This window comes from Tenacibaculum discolor (assembly GCF_003664185.1).
Classification (GTDB): domain Bacteria; phylum Bacteroidota; class Bacteroidia; order Flavobacteriales; family Flavobacteriaceae; genus Polaribacter; species Polaribacter discolor.
On sequence record NZ_RCCS01000005.1, the window covers coordinates 167,908 to 193,623 of the forward strand.

The 25,716-nt window shown below is 32.0% G+C and carries 19 protein-coding genes and 1 tRNA gene; 14 read left to right on the forward strand and 6 right to left on the reverse strand.

Going from position 1 to position 25,716, the window contains the following annotated elements; all coding sequences use genetic code 11:
- Positions 1–16: 16 nt before the first annotated feature.
- Together C8N27_RS04290 and mutY are read right to left on the reverse strand one after the other, a co-directional pair.
- On the reverse strand, positions 17–454 hold the full coding sequence (locus C8N27_RS04290; RefSeq protein WP_121146412.1) for a single-stranded DNA-binding protein: 438 nt from the start codon (positions 452–454) through the stop codon (positions 17–19).
- Positions 455–491: 37 nt separating this feature from the next.
- Positions 492–1,532 carry an A/G-specific adenine glycosylase gene (mutY, locus tag C8N27_RS04295; RefSeq protein ID WP_121146413.1) on the reverse strand — a complete coding sequence of 347 codons (1,041 nt, stop codon included), beginning with the start codon at positions 1,530–1,532 and terminating at the stop codon, positions 492–494.
- 212 nt (positions 1,533–1,744) lie between these two features.
- Between mutY and C8N27_RS04300 the strand changes: the two genes are divergently transcribed.
- The 6 genes from C8N27_RS04300 (at position 1,745) to C8N27_RS04325 (ending at position 10,959) form a co-directional block, all read left to right on the forward strand.
- Entirely contained in the window at positions 1,745–5,080 is a 3,336-nt protein-coding gene (locus C8N27_RS04300) for a SusC/RagA family TonB-linked outer membrane protein (protein ID WP_121146414.1), read from the forward strand.
- A gap of 12 nt (positions 5,081–5,092) precedes the next feature.
- Positions 5,093–6,580 carry a RagB/SusD family nutrient uptake outer membrane protein gene (locus C8N27_RS04305; protein WP_121146415.1) on the forward strand — a complete coding sequence of 496 codons (1,488 nt, stop codon included), beginning with the start codon at positions 5,093–5,095 and terminating at the stop codon, positions 6,578–6,580.
- A 10-nt stretch (positions 6,581–6,590) separates the two neighbouring features.
- Positions 6,591–7,451, forward strand: coding sequence for a substrate import-associated zinc metallohydrolase lipoprotein (locus tag C8N27_RS04310; protein ID WP_244174713.1), 861 nt, complete (start codon positions 6,591–6,593; stop codon positions 7,449–7,451).
- Positions 7,452–7,456: 5 nt separating this feature from the next.
- Positions 7,457–8,695, forward strand: a complete 1,239-nt coding sequence (locus C8N27_RS04315; RefSeq protein ID WP_121146416.1) for a DUF4302 domain-containing protein — start codon at positions 7,457–7,459, stop codon at positions 8,693–8,695.
- A 135-nt stretch (positions 8,696–8,830) separates the two neighbouring features.
- Positions 8,831–9,121 (forward strand): HU family DNA-binding protein, encoded by a 291-nt coding sequence (locus C8N27_RS04320; RefSeq protein ID WP_047787990.1) that lies wholly within the window; start codon positions 8,831–8,833, stop codon positions 9,119–9,121.
- 293 nt (positions 9,122–9,414) lie between these two features.
- Positions 9,415–10,959 (forward strand): Rne/Rng family ribonuclease, encoded by a 1,545-nt coding sequence (locus tag C8N27_RS04325; protein ID WP_099214862.1) that lies wholly within the window; start codon positions 9,415–9,417, stop codon positions 10,957–10,959.
- Positions 10,960–11,016: 57 nt separating this feature from the next.
- Here C8N27_RS04325 and C8N27_RS04330 read toward each other — a convergent pair whose 3' ends face one another.
- Both C8N27_RS04330 and uvrC read right to left on the reverse strand, forming a co-directional pair.
- Positions 11,017–13,206: a patatin-like phospholipase family protein gene (locus C8N27_RS04330; RefSeq protein ID WP_121146417.1), complete on the reverse strand. Its 2,190-nt coding sequence runs from the start codon at positions 13,204–13,206 to the stop codon at positions 11,017–11,019.
- Positions 13,203–14,999, reverse strand: a complete 1,797-nt coding sequence (gene uvrC, locus C8N27_RS04335; protein ID WP_121146418.1) for an excinuclease ABC subunit UvrC — start codon at positions 14,997–14,999, stop codon at positions 13,203–13,205. Before uvrC ends, C8N27_RS04330 begins: the two co-directional genes overlap by 4 nt.
- 69 nt (positions 15,000–15,068) lie before the next feature.
- Here uvrC and C8N27_RS04340 point away from each other — a divergent pair, with 69 nt between their 5' ends.
- The 6 genes from C8N27_RS04340 (at position 15,069) to C8N27_RS04365 (ending at position 21,329) form a co-directional block, all read left to right on the forward strand.
- Positions 15,069–16,841: a MutS-related protein gene (locus C8N27_RS04340; RefSeq protein WP_121146419.1), complete on the forward strand. Its 1,773-nt coding sequence runs from the start codon at positions 15,069–15,071 to the stop codon at positions 16,839–16,841.
- Positions 16,842–16,931: 90 nt separating this feature from the next.
- Positions 16,932–17,921, forward strand: coding sequence for a GTP 3',8-cyclase MoaA (gene moaA / locus C8N27_RS04345; RefSeq protein WP_121146420.1), 990 nt, complete (start codon positions 16,932–16,934; stop codon positions 17,919–17,921).
- Between the two features lie 103 nt (positions 17,922–18,024).
- Entirely contained in the window at positions 18,025–19,215 is a 1,191-nt protein-coding gene (locus C8N27_RS04350; RefSeq protein ID WP_121146421.1) for a molybdopterin molybdotransferase MoeA, read from the forward strand.
- A complete protein-coding gene (locus C8N27_RS04355) occupies positions 19,212–19,733 on the forward strand; it encodes a hypothetical protein (RefSeq protein ID WP_121146422.1) in 522 nt (173 codons plus the stop codon). The genes C8N27_RS04350 and C8N27_RS04355 overlap by 4 nt, the downstream gene beginning before the upstream one ends.
- An 11-nt stretch (positions 19,734–19,744) precedes the next feature.
- Positions 19,745–20,221, forward strand: coding sequence for a cyclic pyranopterin monophosphate synthase MoaC (moaC, locus tag C8N27_RS04360; protein ID WP_121146423.1), 477 nt, complete (start codon positions 19,745–19,747; stop codon positions 20,219–20,221).
- A complete protein-coding gene (locus C8N27_RS04365; RefSeq protein WP_121146424.1) occupies positions 20,214–21,329 on the forward strand; it encodes an NTP transferase domain-containing protein in 1,116 nt (371 codons plus the stop codon). Before moaC ends, C8N27_RS04365 begins: the two co-directional genes overlap by 8 nt.
- A gap of 66 nt (positions 21,330–21,395) precedes the next feature.
- On the opposite strand, the gene katG is transcribed toward C8N27_RS04365, so the two are convergent.
- Together katG and C8N27_RS04375 are read right to left on the reverse strand one after the other, a co-directional pair.
- Positions 21,396–23,678: a catalase/peroxidase HPI gene (gene katG / locus C8N27_RS04370; protein WP_121146425.1), complete on the reverse strand. Its 2,283-nt coding sequence runs from the start codon at positions 23,676–23,678 to the stop codon at positions 21,396–21,398.
- Between the two features lie 228 nt (positions 23,679–23,906).
- Positions 23,907–23,990: transfer RNA gene (locus tag C8N27_RS04375), tRNA-Leu, on the reverse strand.
- A 111-nt stretch (positions 23,991–24,101) separates the two neighbouring features.
- Between C8N27_RS04375 and C8N27_RS04380 the strand changes: the two genes are divergently transcribed.
- Both C8N27_RS04380 and C8N27_RS04385 read left to right on the forward strand, forming a co-directional pair.
- A complete protein-coding gene (locus C8N27_RS04380) occupies positions 24,102–25,043 on the forward strand; it encodes a ribose-phosphate pyrophosphokinase (protein ID WP_099214870.1) in 942 nt (313 codons plus the stop codon).
- 21 nt (positions 25,044–25,064) lie between these two features.
- Positions 25,065–25,640: a 50S ribosomal protein L25/general stress protein Ctc gene (locus C8N27_RS04385; protein WP_121146426.1), complete on the forward strand. Its 576-nt coding sequence runs from the start codon at positions 25,065–25,067 to the stop codon at positions 25,638–25,640.
- Positions 25,641–25,716 lie beyond the last annotated feature (76 nt).

The window sequence follows — 25,716 nt, forward strand, 5'->3', positions numbered from 1 at the left end:
TTAAAATTTAATTAAACTAAAACGGTAAATCATCATCTTCTTCACTAGCTACACTTGGTGATGTAGGATTAGGGCTCCCTTGAGTTGGTGCTGTATTTGATTGTGTGTCATTTGGATCTTTTTTTGTTGATAAGAACGTCATATCTTGTACATGAATTTCTGTTGTGTACCTTTTTTGTCCATCAACCTCATACTGACGTGTTTTTATACGTCCTTCGCAATACACACGGTCTCCTTTGGTTAAATACTTTTCACAAATTTCAGCCAACTTATTACGCACTACTATATTATGCCATTCAACATTTGTTATTTTCTCTCCTGTTTGACGATTTGTATAAGTTTCATTAGTTGCTAAAGGAAAACGACCTATTGAGTTTCCTCCTTCGAAATAATGCATTTTAACCTCATCTCCTAAATGTCCTATTAAAATAACCTTGTTTATTGTTCCTGCCATAGCATTATAGTTTTGTGTAAAATCAAATATACAAATTTTAAGATTCTTTGTTTAAATATTCCTCTAAAAACTTATCAATTAACACGGGTACTGGACGTTCTTTAACTGTTGTCCAATCCATAGTTTTTGTATTTACACCTATAGTTTTTACTACCCAAAACTTAGTAATTAAATGCTGATGTGATAGTTTGTGAATAATCTCTTCTTTATTAAAAAGTGAGATAGTAGTTTCTTTTGGAAAAAGTTTCACAAACTGCTCACTTTCTATCAACTCTTCTTCACTTATTATCTTTTGTGTTTCTACCAAAGGAAACTGATAAAGTCCTTGCCATATACCTTTCCCTTTTCGTTCTTCTAAAACAGTTTCATTTTCTTCTGTTATTGGAACTAGATAGTTAAAATATCGCTTTTTTACCTTTATCTTCTTTTCTTTAACAGGAAGCTCCTTTACTTTACTCTCTGCCAAAGCCATGCAACTGTCAGCTAGTGGACACTTATCACATAAAGGTATTTTAGGTTTGCAATGTAACGCTCCAAAATCCATTATAGCTTGATTATATACTCCTGGTTGGGATGCATCTATTAGCGTTTGTGCTAATTCTTTAAACTCTTTAATCCCTTTAGTAGAATTAATTGGGGTATATATACCAAAAAAACGAGAAAGAACTCTATAAACATTACCATCAACAACTGCAACTGGCTCATCATAACAAATAGAAGCAATTGCAGAAGCAGTATAATCCCCCACTCCTTTCAATTTAAGTAACTCTTTATATGTTTTAGGAAATACTCCATTTAATTTATTTGCTACAAACTTAGCTGTAAAATGTAAGTTTCTTGCGCGTGAATAATAACCAAGTCCTTGCCATAACTTCAGTACTTCACTTTCATCTGCTTTAGCTAAATCAAACACTGTTGGAAAAGTTTCTGTAAACTTTAAAAAATAAGGTAAGCCTTGTGCTACACGTGTTTGCTGTAACATAATTTCACTTAACCAAACCCGGTATGGATCCTTAGTTTTTCTCCAAGGAAGACTCCTTTTATTTTTACTATACCAATAAATCAATTCTAAAACCACAAAAAAATACGTTTATTTTTAACAAAAATCAAAAACACACCAACACTATTGAACTATCAACAAAAAAACTAAAAAAACAATGTAATTACATTGTTTTTTAAACCTTTTCGTAAAAAAAAGTAGGGTACAACCACCTTTACCTGTTATTATATTCAATAATGAAGGGGGAAAATTTATTTTTTTTCCGGGTACTAATTTAAATAATTTAATTAATGAAATCTAAATTCATGCTAACGCTATTTATAGTGTTACTTGGGCGAATAACCTATGCTCAAGAAAAAAGTATTTCTGGTACAGTTTCCGATACTACTGGTCCTCTGCCCGGCGTTACTGTTTTAATCAAGAACACAACCAAAGGAACAGACACAGATTTTGATGGAAATTATACCATAAAAGTAAACCAAGGAGATGTACTTGTTTTCAGGTTTGTTGGTAAAAAAACTACTGAGATAAAGGTACAAAACCAAACCGTTATTAATTTAGTATTGGAAGATGATTCTAATATTCTTAACGAAGTAGAAGTTATCGCTACTGGTTATGACAAAATAAACAAAAAAACTTTTACTGGATCTGCTATTTCAGTTGGAATCGATGATTTAAAAATAGACGGGGTTGTAGATGTAACTCGAATGTTAGAGGGTAGAGTTGCAGGAGTCAATATCCAAAATCTTTCTGGTACTTTTGGTACTGCTCCAAACATCACTATTAGAGGCTCTTCCTCTATCTTTGGGAACAACACACCTCTATACGTAATTGATGGTGTAGTACAAGAGGATGTAATAGAACAAGACTTAGATCAATTAACATCAGGAGACCCTTCAACTTTAATTAGCTCATCTATAGCTGGTATAAACGCCAGCGATATAAAAAAAATAGATATCTTAAAAGATGCTTCTGCAACATCAATTTATGGTGCACGAGCTAGAAATGGTGTAGTAGTAATAACTACTAAATCTGGAAGAAAAGACTCTCCTTTAAAACTAAACTATAACCTAGAGCAAACAATACGTGACATACCTTCATATAGTAATTTTGATTTGCTAAACTCAAAAGAAAGCATGGCTATTTTTAGAGAAAATGAAAGTAGAGGTTTTTTCCAACTACCAAGTGTTTCTAGAGGTAGATATGGCGGTGTTTATTACATCAGAGCTACTGCTTTAGATAACTATAACGAGTCAACTGGAATGTTTGAACTAGGGAACACTCCTGAAGCCAGAGAAGCTTTTTTACGCAAATATGAACTAGCCAACACTAATTGGTTTAAAACATTATTTAGAAATAGCTCTTTAATGCAAAACCACTCTTTAAGTCTTTCTGGTGGTAGTGAAAATAATTCTTACTATGCTTCTGTGAGTCTTTTGCATGATCCGGGGTGGACTATTGCTGATAAGGTAACTCGTTTTACAACTAACTTAAAAAATACGTTCTATTTTTCTGATAAGTTTAATGCTACTCTTGCTGTAAACGCATCCATAAGAAAACAAAAAGCACCAGGTACATTCAGCAGAGAGTCAGATCCAGTAACAGGAGACATATCTCGTGAATTTGATATCAACCCTTTTAGCTACGCTCTTAATACCTCTAGAACATTAAGACCATATAACGATACTGGAGGTTATGAGTATTATAGAAACAACTGGGCTGACTTTAATATATTAGAAGAGTTAGCAAACAACTCTATTGACATTAACCAAAGAGATATTCGATTCCAATTAGATGCATCTTATAAAATAACAGACAACATCACTTACGACTTTAATGGTGCTGGTCGTTTTGTTAATACAGTAAGAGAACATAACGTTAGAGAAAATTCAAATGTTGTAAGAGCTTATAATGCTGATTCTTCAACAGTTTTAAGAGACGATAATATATTCTTATATCAAGACCCTACAGATCCTGATGCTTTACCTGTTGCGGTTTTACCAAACGGTGGTATCTATTTTAAAAACGACGACTACTTAACAACTTTTTATGCTAGAAATAGCTTTAAATACGACAATACGTTTAATGAAAAACATAATTTTAATGCATTGTTAGGTCAAGAGATAAGGTTTGTAAATAGAAATTCAGACAGATTTACAGGATATGGGTTACAATACGACAATGGTTTAACAGCATTTACAGACCCTAGAATTCTTGAAAAACTGATAAATGGAGGCGAAGCTTATTTTGGATTAACTAAAGAAAGAGAAAGAACAGTAGCTTTCTTTGGTAAGGCAACTTATTCTTATGATGATAAGTATGTTTTCTCTTTAACAGGAAGATATGACGGGTCTAACAGACAAGGGCGCAGTAGTAGCTCAAGGTGGTTACCAACAGGAACTGTTAGTGCTAAATGGAACGCTAGTAAAGAGTCTTTCTTAGAAAACTCTAACACTTTTAGCAACTTACAGTTTAGAACTTCATATGGTTTAGTGGCAACTCCTGGTAACGCAACAAATGCATTAGCTATATTTACAAGTCAAATAGCAGACAGACTTTTACCAGCAGATAGAGAAAATTTCTTAAATATAACTGCATTACAAAACTCTGAGTTAACATGGGAAAAGCAATATGAATTAAACTTTGGTGTCGACTTAGGCTTATTCAACAATAGAGTTAATTTAATAACAGATGTTTACAAAAGAGATATATTTGATAATATTGATTTTGTAAGAACTTCTGGTATCGGTGGGCAATTTATAAAACAAGGAAATAACGCAGATGTTGAAACTTATGGTATAGAATTTACTTTAGACACTAAAAACATAGTAACAGACAACTTTACATGGTCTTCTAACATTAATTTCTCATATTTTGATCAAGAAATTACAAAATTAGACAATACACCTATTGCTTTTGATTTAGTAGATCAAACTGGGGGTAATGTTGTAGGATACCCTATCAACTCAATGTTTTCTTTTCAATTTGCTGGTTTAAATAATGAAGGATTACCACAGTTTATAAATAAAGATGGTGAAGTAGCTTCTGTTTTAGACTTTCAAAACAACGAAAACTTAACTGACTACTTAAAACACGAAGGTTCCGTAAACCCTAATATATCAGTTGGTTTTTCTAACAATTTTACTTATAAGAACTGGGATTTAGGAGTATTGATAACTGGTAGCGGAGGAAATAAAGTAAGGTTAAACCCTGTATTTAGCTCTACTTATTCAGATACAAGCATTTTTTCTAAGAGCCATGTAAACAGATGGCTTAACCCTGGAGATGAGAATATAACCAACATCCCTGTAGTACCAGACCCTTCTGCTTTTCAAAGAAACTCAAACTTAAGAACGGTTTATAATGCTTACAACTATTCTACTGAGCGAGTAGCAGATGGAGATTTTTTACGTATGAAAAACATTTCATTAGGATATAAATTTAATAATGAACTAGTTGAAAAACTAGGCCTTTCACATTTAAAAGTTAAATTTCAAGGAACAAACTTGTTTTTATTATACTCTGACTCTAAACTTAACGGTCAAGATCCAGAATTCTATCAAACAGGTGGAGTTGCATTACCAATTACTAGGCAATATACTTTCTCATTAAATTTAGGATTTTAACAAAATAATAGTATGATTAAAAATAAAATAAACAAAGTTATACTATATGCTACATTAGCCTTTACTTTTGTAGGATGTAGTGAATACTTATCTGAATTACCAGATAACAGAACATTAATTGATTCTCCTGATAAAGTTTCTCAATTAATTACAGCAGCATATCCAGATCAAGATTATGCACTAATGGCAGAAATAATGTCTGACAATGCTGATGATAAAGGTAATGTTTCAAATGTTGAACAATTAGATTTACAACTATATCAATGGCAAGACTCTAATTTAGAAGAAAGAGGCTCTCCTGTTAACTATTGGAATTCTTGTTATGAAGCAATTTCACAAGCAAACCAAGCATTAGCTTCTATTGAAGAATTAAAAAATAAGTTTGACTTAAATGCTCAAAAAGGTGAAGCTTTAATTGCTAGAGCATATGCTCATTTTATGTTAGTTAATTTTTGGGCAAAACACTATGATGCTAATACAGCTTCTACCGACCTAGGAATTCCTTACGTATTAGAACCTGAAACTGTTCTTTTTAAAACCTACAAAAGAAATACAGTTCAAGAAGTATACGATCTTATTGAGAAAGATTTAATTAAAGGACTTTCAATGGTTGGTGATAATTATAACTCTCCTAAGTTTCATTTCACTAAAGATGCTGCTAATGCCTTTGCTGCTAGATTTTATTTATACAAAGGTCAATGGGATAAAGTAATTGAGCATGCGGATAAAGTAGTTACCAACCCTGCTTCTGAAGCTAGAAATATGGTTGCTTATGGAAATATGAATTTAACAGGAATAAGAATGCTATACAATAGTGTTGACGAGCCTGCCAATTTATTAATTATTTCTACAAACTCTATATGGGCTAGAAAACACAGGTCTTCACGATTTGGGTTATCAGTAGATAAAATAAGACCTTTATTGTTTACAGGAGCCTCTAATCCTTTAAGTAAAAACTGGGCTTACGATTTATACAGAGGTAACCAATACACCTATTTTACCCCTAAGTATAATGAATATTTTAAGTATACAAATGAAAGTGCTGGTATAGGTTTACCTTTTTTAGCACAAACAATGTTTGATAAAGATGAAGTAATACTAAATAGAGCAGAAGCGTCTGCTATGCTAGAAAACTATAATGATGCTTTAATCTATCTAAATGCATATATAGCGAATAAAACACAAGGTTACGACCCAAATAGCGATATACTAACAGATACAAAACTTCAACAAGTATACCCTGTAATACCTAACGAATACACTCCGAGCTATTCACTAAATGATAGGCAAACATTATATATTAAAACTATCGCTGAATTTAAAAGAAGACAGTTTTACCATGAAGGCTTCCGTTGGTTTGATGTTAGACGCTTTAACTTAAGTATTACACACGAGTTAGATGATGGCTCTGATATTGTACTAGAAAAGCAAGATCTAAGAAAACAACTACAAATACCTTTAACAGCTCAAAGTGGAGGTTTACAGCAAAATCCAAGATAAAACAAACAGTATGAAAAAAATAAATAAATTATTATTAGGTATTGGCATGTTGGGATTAATTTGCACATCATGCGTAACAAAAGAGGACGACTTAGGTCCAAGTAATATTGATCTTTCTACACCCGTACTAAACGAAACAGATGAATGGTTGAGAGATAACTATACTACACCATACAACATAGAAGTTTCTTACAAGTGGGGTCCTGGAAAAGTTGATTTAAATAGGTATTTACACCCTCCAAAAATAGAAAATGTTAGACCTGCAATGGAAGCTATTAAAGCCGTATGGGTTGAGCCTTACACACAATTAGGAGGTGAAAACTTTATAAAAAACATAGCTCCAAGAGAAATTCTCCTAGTAGGAGGAAAAAACATAAATCCTGGTGGAGCAACTTCTGTTTTAGGTTTAGCTGAAAGCGGAATGAGAATAGTGTTTTTTGAAGTGGATAACCAAGATTATAAAAACAAAAATCAATTAATACAATTCATTGGAACAATTCAACATGAATATATACATATTTTAAACCAAAGAATACCTTTTGATGAAATAGCTTACAGAAACATTACCCCGTCTGATTACACAGGGCAATGGTTCGAGATATCTGATACTGAGGCTAGAGAATTAGGATTTATTTCTGCCTATGCGAGAGCAAACGAACATGAAGATTTTGCTGAAATGATAAATGCTATGCTGTCTTCAAACAAAGCAGATTATGATGCCTTAGTAAATGGTATTACAAGCACAAAAGCAAAAGAAGATATCAGAAAAAAAGAAGCTATTGTAGTTAAATACTATAAAGATAACTTTAATATTGATTTGTATGAATTACAAGAATTGGTAGCAAAAAATGTTGATGAATTCACTAAATAATTAAAATGATAAAAAAACATATAACTAAAATACGTGTACTTTTGGCTTTATTTACTCTATCTTTTTTTATTACATCTTGTAATGAAAACAAAGAAGAAGAGTTATTTAATCAATCGCCAACTGAACGTATGAAGCAGAGAGAGAAAGAATTAAGAGACTTACTTCTTTCTTCAGAACATGGATGGAAAACAGTATACTTTACTGATAATAATAACCTAGGAGGATACACTTTTTTATTTAATTTTCTAGATGAATCTAGAGTTGAAACAATAGGTAACTTTAATAACAATATCTCACCTGTTGAAAGTGAATATATAATAGGCTTAAACACTACAACAACTTTAATTTTCACAACAAAAAGTGAACTTCATGAATTATCTGATTCTGGTAACTCAGCTCCGCTACCAAATTTTGGTGGTAGTGGTTATAAAGGTGATTTTAATTTCATGTACTATGGCGTAGAAAACGATGAAATTATCTTTAAAACCTCTAGAGATTTTGTTGAAGTAAGATTTAAAAAAGCTACCGCGGAAGACTGGACAGACTTTCAAAAGTATCAAGACATGAAAGACTTTCTCAACAACTCTTCTGGACACTTAGCCTATGAAAATGACGGAGTTGTTCACAATTTCTCTTACAATGGGAATGGAGAGGTAAGGTTTGCTACAAGTCTTGAAGGAAATTCTTCTTTAAATTTTGGAGTTGGCTTCACATCTAATGGTATTGAAATTTCACCAGCGATTGGCGTTAACGGGACCAAATATTCTGAATTTATACTAAACAAAACAGAAAATAAATACACCTCTATTGACGGTAATTTTTCAATATCTTTAGTTTCTAGTCCTATCGACATGACTGTTACTTGGACTACAGCTGCTAGACCTGCATTTAGTAATCAAGAATTTATTGATACTTTTAATACAGTAAAACCTATTCATGACTCATTATTTCCTCCATTTCCTTTGAATGATATATACCTTCTTGGAGGCGACGAAATTACTTTTTTAATAGGTTCTACTTCTGGTGTACACGGTATGTCATTCTCTGGTGTTTTAGGTAACGAAGATTTATTAGCAATAGGTAAATTAGCTCCTGGTAGAAACTGGAGTTTATTACCACATTTAAATCCACTAGTTGATTTATTAGTTAATAAATCTCCTTATAAAGTACAATTAATAAACCCTGATACCGCCATTTTAACAAGTGATGGTGACCCTGACTTTGTATTTACAATGATTAAATAAAACCTTGTTTTCATTAAGCTTACCCAAAAAACAATTGTTTTTTGGGTTTTTTATTCTTATTTTTTCCGGAATGAATTAATTATCATATATTTGCACCCTCAATTTTTAAAAGAAAACAAACAAAATATATTTATAATGACAAAAGCAGATATCGTATCTAAGATTTCAGATAAGAGCGGGATTGAAAAAGCAGATGTTTTAGCCACTGTTGAAGCATTTATGGAAGAAGTAAAAGATGCATTAGAGAATGGTGATAATGTATATTTAAGAGGTTTTGGTAGCTTCATTATTAAAACTAGAGCGGAAAAAACAGGTAGAAACATTTCTAAGAATACAACTATCAAGATTCCTGCGCACAACATACCTGCTTTTAAGCCTTCTAAAGTATTTACTGAAGGGGTAAAAACAAAAGTAGCTGTAAAGTAATTAAAAAAGTATTAACCCAAAACCTTTACCTTTAAGGTTTTACAAAACATTTTAACTATGCCAAGTGGTAAAAAAAGAAAGAGAGCTAAGATCTCTACACACAAAAGAAAGAAAAGAGCAAGAGCAAATCGTCATAAGAAAAAGTAAGCAATAGCTTACTTTTTCGTTGCTTTTATAAGTTACGTTCATTGACATTAAGGTTTTAACACCTTAAAAATGGTATAAACATATACCTGTTTACAAATTTTAATCCGTCTTCGTAAATTTTACGTCGGCACAAAACCATATTCAGAATGAAAACAGAATTAATAATTCGTTCCAATTCTTCTGATATTGATTTCGCCTTACTAAGAGATGGTAAACTTATTGAGTTAAACAAAGAAACAAGCGACAATAATTTTTCAGTTGGGGATATTTTTCTTGCCAAAATTGGAAAAGTAATGACTGGTTTAAATGCCGCTTTTGTAAATGTTGGATATCCTAAAGATGGTTTTTTACACTACCACGATTTAGGCCCACAAGTACAATCTTTAAACAAATTCATTAAGAAAGTAAGCACAGGTAATTACAAAGAATTCACTTTAAAAAACTTTCGCTTTGAAGAAGATATCAACAAAGACGGAAGTATTAATGATGTACTAAAATCAGGTCAAAATTTATTAGTACAAATTGTAAAAGAACCCATTTCTACCAAAGGTCCGCGTATTAGTTCGGAACTTTCTATTGCAGGTAGATTTTTAGTTTTAGTTCCTTTTTCTAACCGTATATCGGTATCGCAAAAAATAGCAGATCCGAAAGAAAAGGAGCGTTTAAAAAAATTAGCAAAAAGTATCAGACCAAAAGGGTTTGGACTTATTTTACGTACTGTTGCCGAAGGTAAAAAGGTAGCAGAACTTGACAAAGATTTACAAAACTCACTTGACCGTTGGAAAACTATGTGTAAACGCATAGCTAATAACAATACCCCAACAAAAATATTAAGTGAGTTAAACAGAGCATCTTCTATCTTAAGAGATGTTATGAACGATTCTTTTACAAGTATAGTAACCAACGATGAAACCCTTAAGGTTGAAATTAAAGAATACTTACAAGAAATATATCCTGAAAAGGAAAATATTGTAAGACATCATCGTTCTGATGTGCCTATTTTTGAAAAATACGGTATTGAACGACAAATAAAAACATCGTTTGGTAAAACAGTTTCAATGAGCAAAGGGGCTTATTTAGTTATTGAACACACCGAAGCTTTACATGTTATAGATGTAAATAGTGGTAACCGTTCTAACAAGTCCTTAAACCAAGAAGAAACTGCTTTAGAAGTCAATTTAATTGCAGCCAGTGAAATAGCTCGTCAGTTACAGTTAAGAGATATGGGCGGTATTATAGTAGTTGACTTTATCGATATGAAATCTGCTGAAAATAGACAGAAATTATATCAACATTTAAAAGATGCAATGTCTTTAGATCGTACTAAACATAAAATTTTACCTCCAAGTAAGTTTGGTTTAGTGCAAATTACAAGACAACGTGTACGACCTGAATTAGAGATAAAAACACGTGAACCAAACCCAAATAAAAATGGAGAGGTTGAAGCTCCTATTGTTCTTTTAGACAAAATAGAAGCCGAATTAGAACGTATATTAAATAGCGGTAAAAAGTATAAAGAAATCACATTAAATGTGCATCCGTTTATAGCTGCTTATTTAACAAAAGGCGTTAACTCAATCCGTTTTAAATGGTTTGTTCAACACAAAAAGTGGATTAAAATATTACCTAGAGATGCTTACCAGTACTTACAATATAAGTTCTATTTAAAAAAGAATAAAAAAAGTAAGTAAGGCAATCTTATTATGAAATAAAAATCCCGTATCGTTTGATACGGGATTTTTTTATCTCTAAAACCAAAAACCTAAGTTAAATAACCAATAATGATCTGAATGATCTGGAGACCATGTGTATTTTAATTCTATAGGTCCTAAAAACGTTTCTACACTATATCCAACAGCATAGCCCGACTTAGTGTTTTTAAACAAATCTCCGTTATCAAATACATCTTCTTCTACACGTGCGTAGTTAGCTATAAACATTGCATAATGCTTTTTATACACTTCATAACGTACATTAAATTCTGATCTTAAATAAGACTGATTATTTAACCCACCTGTATCATAACCATACATTGGAATAAAGTTATTAATATAGTTTTGGTTATATCCTCCTAAATGGTAATCAAATATTTCAAATGATTTTTTTCCTAGCGTATATCCTGCTTGTGAAGTATATTGAAATGTTAGTTTATCATAAAAAGTTGTTGCAAACCCTAACGTTCCGCCTAATTGAGAAAACTGATGAAAAGGTTCACTATTTTCTATTAATTCATCTAACCTATGATTTCTATCAGACCATAAGAACCATTTAAACCCTATGTCTGCATAGAAGCCCTTCTTAGGAAACATTTCTTTATCGTAGGTGTCTAACTTTAAAAATGCAAAGGTGTTTATGTAGTTACTATTGTCAAAAAAGTCCTCTTTACCTTCTGCTGAAATATTTTGCGTGCTTGCATTAATGTTTTTATGCTCTGCTCCTATACCTATTGCAAATTTTTTGTCAAATGTTGTTTGCAGATATAATGAAGTAGAAAAATCTCTATACTTTCCATTTATGAGTCCTGAACCATATATAAAATCACTATTAAATACATTATACCTTGTCCTAAAACCATAACTTGGTAATAGACCATTATCTATAAAATACTCAACGTTATATCTAATTTTATCTCCTACACCAACATCAAAAGAAAACTCGTCATTTTGAAAAAGCATTTTTTTATGGTTGTAATTTAATAATACAGCAGATTTATAAAGTAAATCATAATGCAACCCTAATCGTAAATATGATTGTACATTTTCTTCTTTAACAGCTAATTCTAATTTTTTCCCTTGAAAGGATTTTTCGAAATGATAATCAATTCTTTTAAAGTTTTTTGACGCTGTTAGTGTGTTAATTTTTTTAGAAACTTCTTTATATGAAACACTATCTCCTTCTCGTAACTGTAATTTTCCTAAAATGTAGTTATTTGTGTAATTTTTATTTCCTTTTATAATAATTCTATCAACCAAAAATCTTTTTTCTTCAGGTGCTATTTTAGAAATCTCCCTTTTTTTAGGTTGCGTTTTTGCAATACTATCAAAAACTACTCTATATTTTTTTGCTGTCTTTTCTCCTTCCGCTAAAATTTCATTCTTTACATCAAATGAAATCACACTATAGTCAATTACATTTGGTCTTATATAAACATCTAATAATTCTACCTGTTCATCAGATTTTTTATACATCTGAAAATTAATAATCTGTAACAATAGTGATGCTACGGATACTAACTCTTCTCTTTTTAAGAGCTCTCCTTGTACACTAACACCAATAACAATGTCTACACCTTTCTTTTTCATAACATCAACAGGAAAGTTGTTTACAACTCCTCCATCCACTAATAACTTCCCATCAATATCCACTGGATTTAATAACGAAGGAAACGCAGCACTTGCTCTTAAAGCAAGGGGTAACGATCCACTTTCTAAAACCTCTTCTTCTCCTGTTTCTATATTTGTTCCTATACAATAAAAAGGAATTGGAAGTTTTGAAAAATCAGTAACCTCATCAACAGGAGCTAACAATTCTGTTAAAAAATTAAGTACATTTTGTCCTTTTGATAAACCTAGAGGCAACCCTAAATTCCCTTTTTTAATAGGTAAAGAGATAGCATATTTCTCTCCATGTGCTTTACTGAAAAAAGGTTTTTCTCTTCTTGAAACTTTGTCTTGTAATAAATTCATAAAATCTGTTTTAAGAACAGCTTCTTCAATTTGATCCGCAGTATACCCTGAAGCATACAATCCACCAACAATGGCTCCCATACTTGTACCCCCAATATAATCTACCTGAACTCCCGCTTTTTCAAGCTCTTTTAATATACCAATATGCGCAATCCCTTTTGCACCACCTCCACTAAGCACCAGCCCTACCTTGGGTTGATCTTGTGCCAACATACATGCTGGTAGTAATAATAAAATTAGCAACTTTTTCATTCTTCTTTTTTTTGATAGTGTTTGAATATTTTTTGAGCCCTAGCATTTCCAACCACTTCTTTCAATTCTTCAAAAGTAGCTGCTTTAACTCTTTTAGCTGATTTAAACTTACGTAATAAATTAGTAATGGTTTGCTTCCCTATATCCGGGATTTGTTCTAATTCTGATTGTATTGCGCTTTTACTTCGTTTATTTCTGTGGAAAGTAATTCCAAAGCGGTGTGCTTCATTACGTAAATACTGAATTATTTTAAGTGTTTCGGACTTTTTATCAAGGTACAACGGAACAGGGTCTCCAGGGTAAAAAATCTCTTCCAGCCTTTTTGCTATACCGATAATAGCTATTTTTCCTCTTAATCCTAGAGCGTCTAAACTTTTTAAAGCAGAGGATAATTGCCCTTTACCTCCATCAATAACTATTAACTGTGGTAAAGGTTGTTCTTCATCTAATAATCGCTTATATCTTCTGTATACGACTTCTTCCATCGATGCGAAATCGTCAGGACCTTCTACTGTTTTTATATTAAAATGACGATAGTCTTTTTTACTTGGTTTTCCATCTTTAAAAACTACACATGCAGCAACTGGATTTGTTCCTTGAATATTTGAGTTATCGAAACATTCAATATGGCGTGGTTCTTTTCCTAATCGTAAATCTTTTTGCATTTGCGCCATAATTCTTTTTACATGACGGTCTGGATCTACAATTTTTATTTGTTTAAACTGTTCTTGACGGTAAAACTTTGCGTTACGTTCAGACAATTCAACAATACGTTTTTTGTCTCCTAATTTTGGTATAGTAACTTTAATATCTTTACCTACATTTACTTTAAACGGAACGAAAATTTCTCTTGATAATGAATTAAAGCGTTGACGAGTTTCCACAATAAATAACTCTAGAAGCTCCTTATCTGTTTCTTCTAGTTTTTTCTTAATCTCCGTGGTATACGATTGCACAATTGAGCCATTCATTATTTTGAAAAAGTTTGCATACCCATGAGATTCATCAGAAATGATAGAAAACACGTCTACATTATTTATAGACGGGTTTACAATCGTTGATTTTGCTTGATAATTCTGTAAAGACGCTAATTTTTCTTTGATTTTTTGTGCTTCTTCAAACCGCATATCAGCTGCAAAGTCAAGCATTATTTTTTCAAACTGCTGTAAACTCTCTTTAAAGTTTCCTTTAATAATATTTCTAATAGCTTTTATATCATCTAAATAATCTTCCTCAGTTTGATACCCTTCACATGGCCCTTTACAATTTCCTAAGTGATATTCTAAACAAACTTTGTATTTATCAGCATCAATCTTTTCTTGACTTAAATCATAATTACACGTTCTTAATGGATACAACTCTTTAATTAAGTCTAACAACGCATGCACTGTTCGCACATTTGTATAAGGCCCAAAGTACTCTGACCCATCTTTAACAACTCTTCTAGTAGAAAATATACGTGGAAATCGTTCCTTTTTAATACAAATCCATGGATATGTCTTATCATCTTTTAATAAAACATTATATCGAGGCTTATATTTTTTTATTAGGTTATTTTCAAGTAATAATGCATCTGTTTCTGTATCAACCACCACATGCTCTATTCGAACAATTTTTTTTACTAAAACTCGCGTTTTACCACTCTCGTGATTCTTAGTAAAATAAGACGAAACTCGTTTCTTTAAATTCTTCGCTTTTCCAACATAAATAATCGTATCATCTTTATCAAAATATTGATAAACTCCTGGCGAATTTGGTAGTGTTTTTATTTGAAGTTCGAGTGATGTTGGCATACAACGAAAATACGATTTTATTAAAAGATATTTGTTGTAATACTGTACATTTATCCTTTTCAATTAAAAATGCAACAACCACAAGATTTTTATAATAAAGAGCTGAAAGATTTAGCTGTTCAACTTTCTAAAATAAATAGTAAAATAACCTTTATAAGAATACTCAGGCTATTTGTTTTTATAGGTTTTTCTTTTGGATTTTATTTAACCTTCTATCAAACCTACATATCTTTTATAATTGGATTTATTGGCGTTTTACTCTTTGCTATTTTAGTTATACAACATCAACATATAAAAGAAAAACGTACCATTATTCAGCTTAAAAAAGACAACAACCAACTAGAAATTGATGTTCTTAATGGTCATTTTGAATTACTTCCTGAAGGAACAGAATTTACAAATTCCACGCACTATTATAGTTATGATATTGATTTGTTCGGAAATGGTTCTTTTTTTCAATACATCAATAGAACTGCAACAACCAATGGTAAAAAGTTACTAGCTTCCTTATTAACAAATAATTCAATTACTTTTATTGAAGAAAAGCAAAAAGCACTCAAAGAACTATCTGAAAAGGTTCATTGGCGACAACATTTTACTTCTTTAGCACTTTTAGTTTCGTCAACCACTCAAGAATCCTCAGTGATTACAAAATGGTTAATCAGCTATGAATCAAAACTAGCTTCTTCTTTAAAATGGGTTTCTGTGTTTTTTTCAACCATTTCAATAATTTTAATAACCTTATTTGTTTTTAATACGATTCCTTTTTCAGTTGTTTTAATTTGGTTTTTTATAGGTTTAACAATCTCAGCATTCCATATTAAAAAAACGCAACATATCTACACCTCATCGAGTAAAGCTAAAGATACTTTTAAACAGTATTATTTGCTTCTGGAACAAATTGAAAAAGAAACTTTCAATTCTGTTCTTCTAAAAGAAAATCAACAAAAAATTGCTGCCAAAACAAAAAAAGCTTCCGTCATTTTTAAAGAGTTTTCTAAAATCTTAAATACTTTCGATCAACGTAATAATATTGTTATTGCTATTATTGGAAATGGTTTGTTTTTATGGGATATCACCCTTGCAATAAGAGTAGAAAAATGGATTCTTTCCTATAAAGAAACTACCGATGCGTGGTTTAACGTTGTAAATTTTTTCGATGCTTATAACTCTTTTGCTAACTTCGTTTTTAATCATCCTACTTTTACTTTTCCCACTCTTCAGAAAGAAAATAACGGTGTTATTGCTCAAAATCTTGGGCACCCTCTTTTAAAACCCTCAAAAAGAGTTGATAATGATTTTACGATTTCTAAAGGACAGTTTTTTATTATAACTGGTGCTAATATGGCAGGAAAAAGTACATTTTTGCGTACCGTTTCCTTATCCTTAGTTATGGCAAATTGTGGGCTACCAGTATGTGCTACTAATTATCAATACACACCTATAAAATTAATTACAAGTATGCGAACATCTGACTCATTAACCGAGGATGAGTCTTATTTTTATTCGGAACTAAAACGGTTAAAATTTATTGTTGACACTATTGAAACCGATCGCTATTTTATTATTCTTGATGAAATTTTAAAAGGGACTAACAGTAAAGATAAAGCATCGGGTTCTAGAAAATTTGTTGAAAAACTTACACGTTCAAAATCTACTGGAATTATAGCTACTCACGATGTAAGTTTATGTGAACTAGCTAAAGAATATCCTCAAATACTTAATTATTATTTTGATGCTGAAATTGTAAATAATGAATTGTTTTTTGATTACACGATTAAATCTGGAACTTGCAAAAACATGAATGCTTCCTTTCTCCTTAAAAAAATGGAAATTGTGTAACTTTTGGTTTTGAGAACGTCTGTATTATCTTTCAACAAAACCACGACAAATGACAGGAAAAATTGATTGATTAATCCGTACCTTTACATTATGAGTAGACTTATCGATAACTTCGGCAGACAAATTAACTATGTTAGATTGGCGGTAACAGATCGTTGTAACCTACGTTGCCAATATTGTATGCCTGCTCAAGGAATTGATATTGTACCTCGTAAAGAGTTGCTTACCTACAAAGAAATGTACCGAATAATTCGAGTGCTTACTGAGTTAGGTGTAAACAAAGTTCGCTTAACAGGAGGAGAACCTTTTGTAAGAAAAGATTTTGTTTCTTTTTTAGAAATGTTGTCTTATAATGACTTGTTAGATGATATAAATATCACAACCAACGGAGCACTTATTTCTAAACACATCAAAACAATAGAAAACCTTAAAAAGGTTAAGAACATTAATTTAAGTATTGATAGTTTACATCCTAAAAAGTTTGCTAAAATTACTCGTAGAGATGTTTTTCCTGAAGTATATAAAACGTTTGAGTTATTAGAAAAAAGTTCGTTGAATTTGAAATTGAATGTAGTCGTACAATCTGGGTTTAATACTGATGAGATTAACGATTTTGTACAGCTTACTAAAGACAAGAATATTGCAGTTCGTTTTATTGAAGAAATGCCTTTTAATGGAAAAGGACAACGAAATGCAGAAGAGGTATGGAACTATAACAAAATCTTAGATAAAATACAATCTCAGTTTACTGTAACTAAGCTACCTTCAAAAAAATCATCTACTTCTAGAAATTTTTCTATAGAAAACCACAAAGGAACTATAGGAATTATTCCTGCATTCACCCGTACTATTTGTAATGATTGTAATCGAATTAGAATTACCTCAACTGGAACTTTTAAGAACTGTTTGTTTGATGATGGTGTTTTTAACCTACGTGACTTTATTAGAAACGGTGCAAGCAATGAAGACTTGAAAGCCTTGTTTTTATCACTGATAAAAGAAAAACCTGAAAATGGTTTTGTGGCTGAAGCAAATAGAAAAGGAAACGTAACCGAAAGTATGAGTACAATTGGTGGGTAGGCTGATGAAACAATGGTTTAATGAGTTAATGTAGTAATAGTGGTTTCAGTATTTAATTATAAAGCAAACTAAAGACTAAGCATTAAAAATTTAAAACTAATTAATGATTACTGTAGCAAAAGCAAAAAATATAATTTTAGAAAACACACAAGATTTTGGAATTGAAGAAATTCCGTTTTTACAAGCTATTGGAAGGGTTTTAAAAGAAGATATTGTTGCTGACAGAGATTTCCCTCCATTCAACCGAGTGGCAATGGATGGTATTGCTATCAATCATCGTTTTTTTGAGCACGGTATTCGCGATTTTAAAATAGAAGGAATCCAAGCTGCTGGAAGTCCACAAAAAACACTGGATAATGCAGCCAACTGTTATGAAGTAATGACAGGAGCTGTGCTACCTAATAACTGCGATACGGTAATTCGTTATGAAGATGTTGATATTAATACACTAATAGCTACTGTTACTGTTGATGAAATTAAAGAAGGGCAGAACATCCATACACAGGGTTCCGATAAAAATAAAGGTGCTGTTCTAATAAAAAAGAACACTATAATCTCCGCTGCTGAAATTGGAGTGCTGGCTACTGTTGGTAAAACGACTGTAAAAGTTGCCAAACAACCTAAAGTAATGATTGTTTCTACTGGTGATGAATTGGTTGATGTAAATGAAAATCCGTTAGACCACCAAATTCGTAGGAGTAATGTATATACGTTAGTTTCCTTATTGAACAATTTAAAAATTCCAGCAGAAACAGCCCATATTACTGATGAAAAATCAGTTTTAAAAGAAAAAATTGAATCGTATTTAAAACAATACGATGTACTTCTATTTAGCGGTGCTGTAAGCAAAGGAAAGTTTGATTTTCTACCTGAAGTTTTAGACGAGTTAGGCGTTCAAAAATTATTTCATAGAGTTTCGCAACGACCTGGTAAACCTTTTTGGTTTGGCGTTACAGATAACTGCAACGTATTTGCTTTCCCAGGGAATCCAGTTTCAACTTTTGTAAACTGTATGGTATATTTTTACCCTTGGTATTTAACATCGGCAGGATTACATTCTGAAGAAAAAACAGCAATTTTAGCAGAAAACATTAATTTTAAACCTAACTTAAGCTGTTTTATGCAAGTAAAATTAACTTCTGAAAATGGACAAGTATACGCAACACCAATACAAGGAAATGGTTCAGGCGATTTAGCTAGTTTAGTAGAAGCAGATGGTTTTATCGAACTACCAAAGACAGAAGAAGTAACATTTAAAAAAGGAAGTGTTTTTCCGATAATTAGATATCGATGAAAATTAAAGAGAAGAAAATATACATATTGAACTTTCTTTACAAAAGGAAAGAAGATGGCAAAAATCATAATATTATTGAGATACTTAAAACAATAGATGTCAGTGAAGTTGTATCATATGAAATTGGGAGGTCTTTAATTGAAGAAGGATATGCAAGAGGAATACAATCTAAAAGTGGAATTTTTTTAAGACTAAGTTTAAAAGGTATTGAATTCATAGAAGAAATAAATAACGCAAAAAATGTTAGTTTTTTTTCAGAAAAAGAAAAGACTGAGATTGAAAAAAGATTAGATGATTTCAAAAATCAACTTATTAGACTAGAAAAAGCTCAAGAAATTACTTATGATGATATTACAGATGAAATAAACGAGTTAAAAAAATTATTGACAGTCTTGAATAAAAAGAATTGGAAAGAAGTTTTAAAAGGAAAATTAATTGATATTGGATTAGGAAGTTTATCCGAAGAAGTTATTTCTGTCATTGTAAATACTTTTAAAGATCAACATCTCCTTAATTAATCACTATTTATATGTCTAAATTTTCCCACATAAACGAGCAAAACCAACCTAAAATGGTGAATGTTTCTGATAAAAAAATCACGAAACGTACAGCCATTGCTAAAGCTACCATGTTTTTAGGTTCAGAAATTATATGTCATTTTAAAAACGATGAACTCATCACTAAAAAAGGACCAGTTTTTCAAACTGCTATCATTGCTGGAATTCAAGCTGTGAAAAAAACTTCTGATATCATCCCAATGTGCCATCCTTTGTTAATCAATGGTGTGGACATTGATATCAATATTATAGACGATGAGCATGTGGAGGTTTTTTGTAAAGTAACCATCGAAGGTAAAACGGGAGTAGAAATGGAAGCTCTTACAGGAGCTTCAGCAACTTGTTTAACTATTTATGATATGTGTAAAGCTATCAGTCAAAAAATGGTAATTAAAGATGTAAAGTTAGTAGAAAAAACAGGTGGAAAATCAGATATTAAAAATGGGTAAGAAACATACTAAACATACAAGTCTAGAAAAAAAGTATAATGATAATTTTGCGCCTAACGAAGTTGCTATTTTAGGAACTAAGTGTGGGGTTATCGCTGATTTAGTTCATAACGTTTCAAAAAGATTATCAAACTATAACTTAGGATATTTTGACGCATCACATGCTAAAGATGTTGAGCAAAATACGTTAGCTGAATATACCTTTCATCATGAAGGAAATTTACAAATAAACACTTCATCACCTGTAAACAAATACGAACAACGTTTACAGTTTTACAATCATGACTTTGTGTTCATTAACGGAAATCATTACCAAGGGGCGAAACAAATTTTGATTTTAGATGACGAAAAAGAAGCTTCTGTAAAAAAAAGGTTAGACCAATTAACAAATATTCAGTTTGTAATTCTATTGAATGAAAACTCAACCTATTTCGATTGTTTACTAGAACGTTTTCCACATATAAAAAACATTACTAGCTACACAATTGACCAAGTGGATGAAATTACACAGCATATTCAAAATTTGATTGAAGAATATATCGCTCCTGTGAAAGGTTTAGTATTAGTTGGTGGAAAAAGTACTCGAATGGGTAGTGACAAATCAGAATTAAGTTATTTTGGAAAACCTCAAAAACAATACGCTAAAGAGTTGTTAGAAAACTGCTCTTTAGACACTTTCTTTTCTGTTCAAAAACCTTCTGAAAAAGAAAATGAAATTCACGACACCTTTTTAAACTTAGGACCTTTTGGGGGTATTTGTTCTGCTTTTCAAAAGAACCCAAATACAGCTTGGTTGGTACTAGCAACCGATGTTCCTTTTGTAAATAAAGAACTTATTTCTCTCCTTTTACAGAAAAGAAACCCAAGTAAAGTTGCTACAGCAATCAAAGGAAAAAACAAAGAATTTCCTGAACCATTAATTACCATTTATGAGCCAAAGGCTTACGGAAAACTACTTCAGTACTTAGCCCAAGGGTATTCTTGCCCTCGTAAAATGTTAATTAACTCTGATGTAGAAATTGTTGAAGTTGATGATAACCTTATTAGAAACATTAACACTCCTGAAGAGTTTAAAGAAGCTAAAAAAGATATTGAAAATTTGATATAATTAAAGAAACCTATGCCAAGGTTTTCTTGACATAGGTTTTCAATATTCTTACTTACTCTATATTATTTAAGACTTTAAATCAAACCTATCTAGGTTCATTACCTTAACCCAAGCAATAATAAAGTCTTTTACAAACTTTTCTTTAGCATCATCACTCGCATATACCTCAGCTAAAGCTCTTAATTCAGAATTAGAACCAAAAATTAAATCAGTTCTAGACGCTGTCCATTTTACTTTATTAGTAACTCTATCTTTTCCTTCAAAAATTAATTGTTCTTCAGAAATAGGTTCCCAATACGTATTCATATCTAATAGATTTACAAAGAAATCATTCGTTAACTCTCCTGGATTATAAGTTAACACTCCATTTTTTGAGTTATTATAATTTGCATTTAAAGCTCTCATACCACCAACCAATACCGTCATTTCAGGAGCTGTTAAGGTTAATAACTGTGCTTTATCAACCAACAATTCTTCTGGCTTAAGCGTGTATCTCTTTTTTTGATAGTTTCTAAAACCATCCGCCATTGGTTCTAAAACAGCAAAAGATTTTACATCTGTTTGCTCTTGTATAGCATCCATTCTACCTGGATTAAAAGGAACTTTTATTGAAAATCCTGCTTTTTTTGCCGCTTCTTCTACAGCTGCTGAACCTCCTAAAACAATTAAGTCCGCCATAGAAACCTTTCTGTCGTTAGAACCATTGTTAAACTTTGATTGAAGTTCCTCATAAACTGCCAATACTTTTTTTAATTGTGCAGGATTATTGCTCTCCCAATTAACCTGTGGTTCTAAGCGAATACGTGCTCCATTTGCTCCTCCCCTTCTATCAGAACCTCTAAAAGAAGAAGCTGATGCCCAAGCTGTTTCTATTAATTGGTTATGTGGAATACCTGAATTTAAAATCTCTTTTTTTAATGAGTTAATATCTACTTCTGTAATTAACTTATGAGTACGTGTAGGTATAGGGTCTTGCCATATAAACTCCTCTTCAGGAATTTCTGGCCCTACGTATGTAGTTTTAGGCCCCATGTCTCTGTGAGTTAATTTAAACCAAGCTTTCACAAAAGCTTTATCAAAAGACAAAGGGTCCTCTAAGAATTTTTCACAAACTTTCTTGTATTCAGGATCAAACTTTAAAGCTAAATCTGAAGTTAACATCGTAGGTCTGTGTCTCTTATTTTTATCAAAAGCATCAGGAAAAACCTCTCCAACGTCTTTAGCTGCCCATTGATGTGCTCCTGCCGGACTTTTAGTTAACTCCCATTCATTATTAAACAATGTATTTAAAAAAGCATGACTCCAACGAGTAGGTGTAGGTGTCCAAATAACTTCTAAACCAGAAGTGATGGCATCTTTACCTTTACCCGACTTGTAGCTACTCTTCCACCCTAATCCTTGTTCTTCAATACCAGCAGCTTCTGGTGAAGGCCCTACATTATCTGCAGATCCTGCTCCGTGTGTTTTTCCAAAAGTGTGTCCACCTGCTATTAAAGCAACTGTTTCTTCATCATTCATTCCCATTCTACCAAATGAAATACGTATGTTTTTTGCTGATGCTACTGGATCTGGGTTTCCGTCTGGGCCTTCAGGGTTTACATAAATCAATCCCATTTGTACTGCTGCCAAAGGGTTTTCTACTTCTAAGTCTAGCTCACCATTCTCATTCAACCTTCTACTTTCTAACCAACCTGATTCTGATCCCCAATACACATCTTCTTGTGGTACCCAAACATCTTCTCTACCTCCAGCAAAACCAATAGTTTTCAGTCCCATAGACTCTATAGCCACATTTCCTGTTAAAATCATTAAATCTGCCCAAGAAATCTTCTTACCGTACTTTTGTTTTATAGGCCATAGTAGTCTTCTAGCTTTATCTAAGTTAGCATTATCTGGCCAACTATTTTGTGGAGCAAAACGTTGAATTCCCATACGAGTTCCTCCTCTACCATCTCCGGTACGGTATGTTCCAGCACTATGCCACGCCATACGAATGAATAAAGGTCCGTAATGTCCATAATCAGCAGGCCACCAATCTTGAGAATCTGTCATTAGCTTAGTTAGGTCTGCTTTTAACGCTGCATAATCTAGCTTATTAAATTCATCAGCATAATTAAAACTTTCTCCCATCGGATTAGATAATTCCGAGTTTTGTGCAAGTACATCTAAATCTAACTTATTGGGCCACCAATCTTTGTTTGACTTAGTTTCTGTTAACTGTTCTTTTTTGTGTCCTTTATCAAAACCAAAAGGACATCCTCCCTTTTCTTTTTCTTCCCCATGGTTTTGTTTACCACTACAAGAAAAAAGCAAAGAAGCTGTTACTACGCTTAAGATTATTTTTTTCATTATAAATTATTAATTGATTTTTAGCAAATCTATATTTGAAATAGTTATGTTTTTTCTATTTTAAATAGAAATAATTTATATTGATGTAACTTAGATTTATCTTTATTTCTAAAATAAAAAACTTAAGATGTATTTTATGTTTTTGAGGAAGTAGTAATTCTCTCCTTTTAAATTAAGTGTATAAAAAAAGCACCTAATCTTAATTTTAAAAAGATAAAGTGCTTTTTGTACCAAAGGTGGGACTCGAACCCACACGCCCTTGCGAGCATCGGATTTTGAATCCGACGTGTCTACCAATTCCACCACTTTGGCATTTGGAGAGTGCAAATCTATAAAATATTTCATTTAAAATATCTTTTAAACTCTTAAAATAGTTTTATTTTTGCCGCAACAACAACACTAACTAAAAATATCTTTTTGTAAATGGCTACAAATCAATTAAGCCCAAAAATCTTTGCGTGTTCACAAAGTGTCGAACTAGCAGAAGAAATTGCCAATGCTTACGGAACCAAACTAGGAAATGTAATTACTACACATTTTAGTGATGGTGAATTTCAACCTGCTTTTGAAGAATCAATTAGAGGACGAAGAGTTTTCATTGTAGGATCAACTTTTCCTTCAACTGATAACTTAATGGAAATGTTATTAATGTGTGATGCTGCTAAACGTGCTTCTGCAAGACATATTACTGCTGTAATGCCTTATTTTGGTTGGGCTCGTCAAGACAGAAAAGACAAACCTCGTGTAGCAATTGGAGCTAAATTAGTAGCTAAATTATTAGAAACAGCTGGAGCCACTAGAATTATGACCATGGATTTACATGCTGATCAGATTCAAGGCTTCTTTGAAAAACCGGTAGATCATTTATTTGCTTCTACTATCTTTTTACCTTACGTAAAAAGCTTAAAGTTAGACAATTTAACCATCGCTTCTCCTGATATGGGAGGATCTAAAAGAGCCTATGCTTATTCTAAATACTTAGAAAGTGATGTTGTTATTTGCTATAAACAACGTCAAAAAGCCAATGTAATTTCTCACATGGAGCTAATTGGTGAAGTAGAAGGTAAGAATGTTATTCTTGTAGATGATATGATTGATACTGGCGGAACGCTTACCAAAGCAGCTGATTTAATGATGGAACGTGGTGCCAAAAGTGTACGCGCCATTTGTACACACCCAATTCTTTCTGGTAATGCTTATGAAAGAATTCAAAACTCGCAATTAACAGAGCTAATCGTTTCAGATACAATTCCTTTAAAAAAGAACATTTCTAAAATAAAAGTTGTATCTTGCGCCGCTTTGTTCGCTGATGTGATGCATAAAGTTCAAGACAATACATCTATTAGCGATCAATTTTTAATGTAAATAAACTTAATAAACAAAGTAATGAAATCAATTACAATCAAAGGATCTCAAAGAGAAAGCGTAGGTAAAAAAGCAACCAAAGCCTTACGTAATGCTGGAAAGGTTCCTTGCGTATTATACGGAGGAGACAAGCCTGTTCACTTTTCAGCTGACGAAAAATCGTTCAAGCCATTAGTATATACTCCAGATGTATTTACTGCTACGATTGAATTAGATGGTGTAACATACAATGCTGTATTACAAGATATACAGTTCCACCCAGTACATGATAGCATTTTACATGTAGACTTCTATCAATTATTTGAAGACAAAGCTGTAACTATGGATATTCCTGTACGTTTAGTAGGATCTTCTAAAGGTGTTATGGTAGGGGGTGCTTTACGTCACAACTTACGTAAATTAAAAGTAAAAGCATTACCTGCTAACTTACCAGATTTTATCGAAGCTGATATTACTGAGTTAGAAATTGGTAATAAATTATATGTTACTGAGTTAAAGAATGATAAATATACTTTCTTACACCCAGACAACACAGTAGTTGCTCAAGTTCGTATGTCTCGTAATGCTGCTAAAGCAGCTTCTGAAGCAGAAGCATAGACCGCAATACTATAATTATACAAAAGCGTTACCATGTGTAGCGCTTTTTTTATTTTTGATGTATGGTTTTTAGAAC

Excerpts from the sequence above, each read along its gene's own strand:
- C8N27_RS04290 (WP_121146412.1), bottom strand. The coding sequence starts at position 454 with ATGGCAGGAACAATAAACAAGGTTATTTTAATAGGACATTTAGGAGAT.
- C8N27_RS04300 (WP_121146414.1), top strand. The coding sequence starts at position 1,745 with ATGAAATCTAAATTCATGCTAACGCTATTTATAGTGTTACTTGGGCGA.
- C8N27_RS04305 (WP_121146415.1), top strand. The coding sequence starts at position 5,093 with ATGATTAAAAATAAAATAAACAAAGTTATACTATATGCTACATTAGCC.
- C8N27_RS04310 (WP_244174713.1), top strand. The coding sequence starts at position 6,591 with ATGAAAAAAATAAATAAATTATTATTAGGTATTGGCATGTTGGGATTA.
- C8N27_RS04315 (WP_121146416.1), top strand. The coding sequence starts at position 7,457 with ATGATAAAAAAACATATAACTAAAATACGTGTACTTTTGGCTTTATTT.
- C8N27_RS04320 (WP_047787990.1), top strand. The coding sequence starts at position 8,831 with ATGACAAAAGCAGATATCGTATCTAAGATTTCAGATAAGAGCGGGATT.
- C8N27_RS04325 (WP_099214862.1), top strand. The coding sequence starts at position 9,415 with ATGAAAACAGAATTAATAATTCGTTCCAATTCTTCTGATATTGATTTC.
- C8N27_RS04330 (WP_121146417.1), bottom strand. The coding sequence starts at position 13,206 with ATGAAAAAGTTGCTAATTTTATTATTACTACCAGCATGTATGTTGGCA.
- uvrC (WP_121146418.1), bottom strand. The coding sequence starts at position 14,999 with ATGCCAACATCACTCGAACTTCAAATAAAAACACTACCAAATTCGCCA.
- C8N27_RS04340 (WP_121146419.1), top strand. The coding sequence starts at position 15,069 with ATGCAACAACCACAAGATTTTTATAATAAAGAGCTGAAAGATTTAGCT.
- moaA (WP_121146420.1), top strand. The coding sequence starts at position 16,932 with ATGAGTAGACTTATCGATAACTTCGGCAGACAAATTAACTATGTTAGA.
- C8N27_RS04350 (WP_121146421.1), top strand. The coding sequence starts at position 18,025 with ATGATTACTGTAGCAAAAGCAAAAAATATAATTTTAGAAAACACACAA.
- C8N27_RS04355 (WP_121146422.1), top strand. The coding sequence starts at position 19,212 with ATGAAAATTAAAGAGAAGAAAATATACATATTGAACTTTCTTTACAAA.
- moaC (WP_121146423.1), top strand. The coding sequence starts at position 19,745 with ATGTCTAAATTTTCCCACATAAACGAGCAAAACCAACCTAAAATGGTG.
- C8N27_RS04365 (WP_121146424.1), top strand. The coding sequence starts at position 20,214 with ATGGGTAAGAAACATACTAAACATACAAGTCTAGAAAAAAAGTATAAT.
- katG (WP_121146425.1), bottom strand. The coding sequence starts at position 23,678 with ATGAAAAAAATAATCTTAAGCGTAGTAACAGCTTCTTTGCTTTTTTCT.
- C8N27_RS04380 (WP_099214870.1), top strand. The coding sequence starts at position 24,102 with ATGGCTACAAATCAATTAAGCCCAAAAATCTTTGCGTGTTCACAAAGT.
- C8N27_RS04385 (WP_121146426.1), top strand. The coding sequence starts at position 25,065 with ATGAAATCAATTACAATCAAAGGATCTCAAAGAGAAAGCGTAGGTAAA.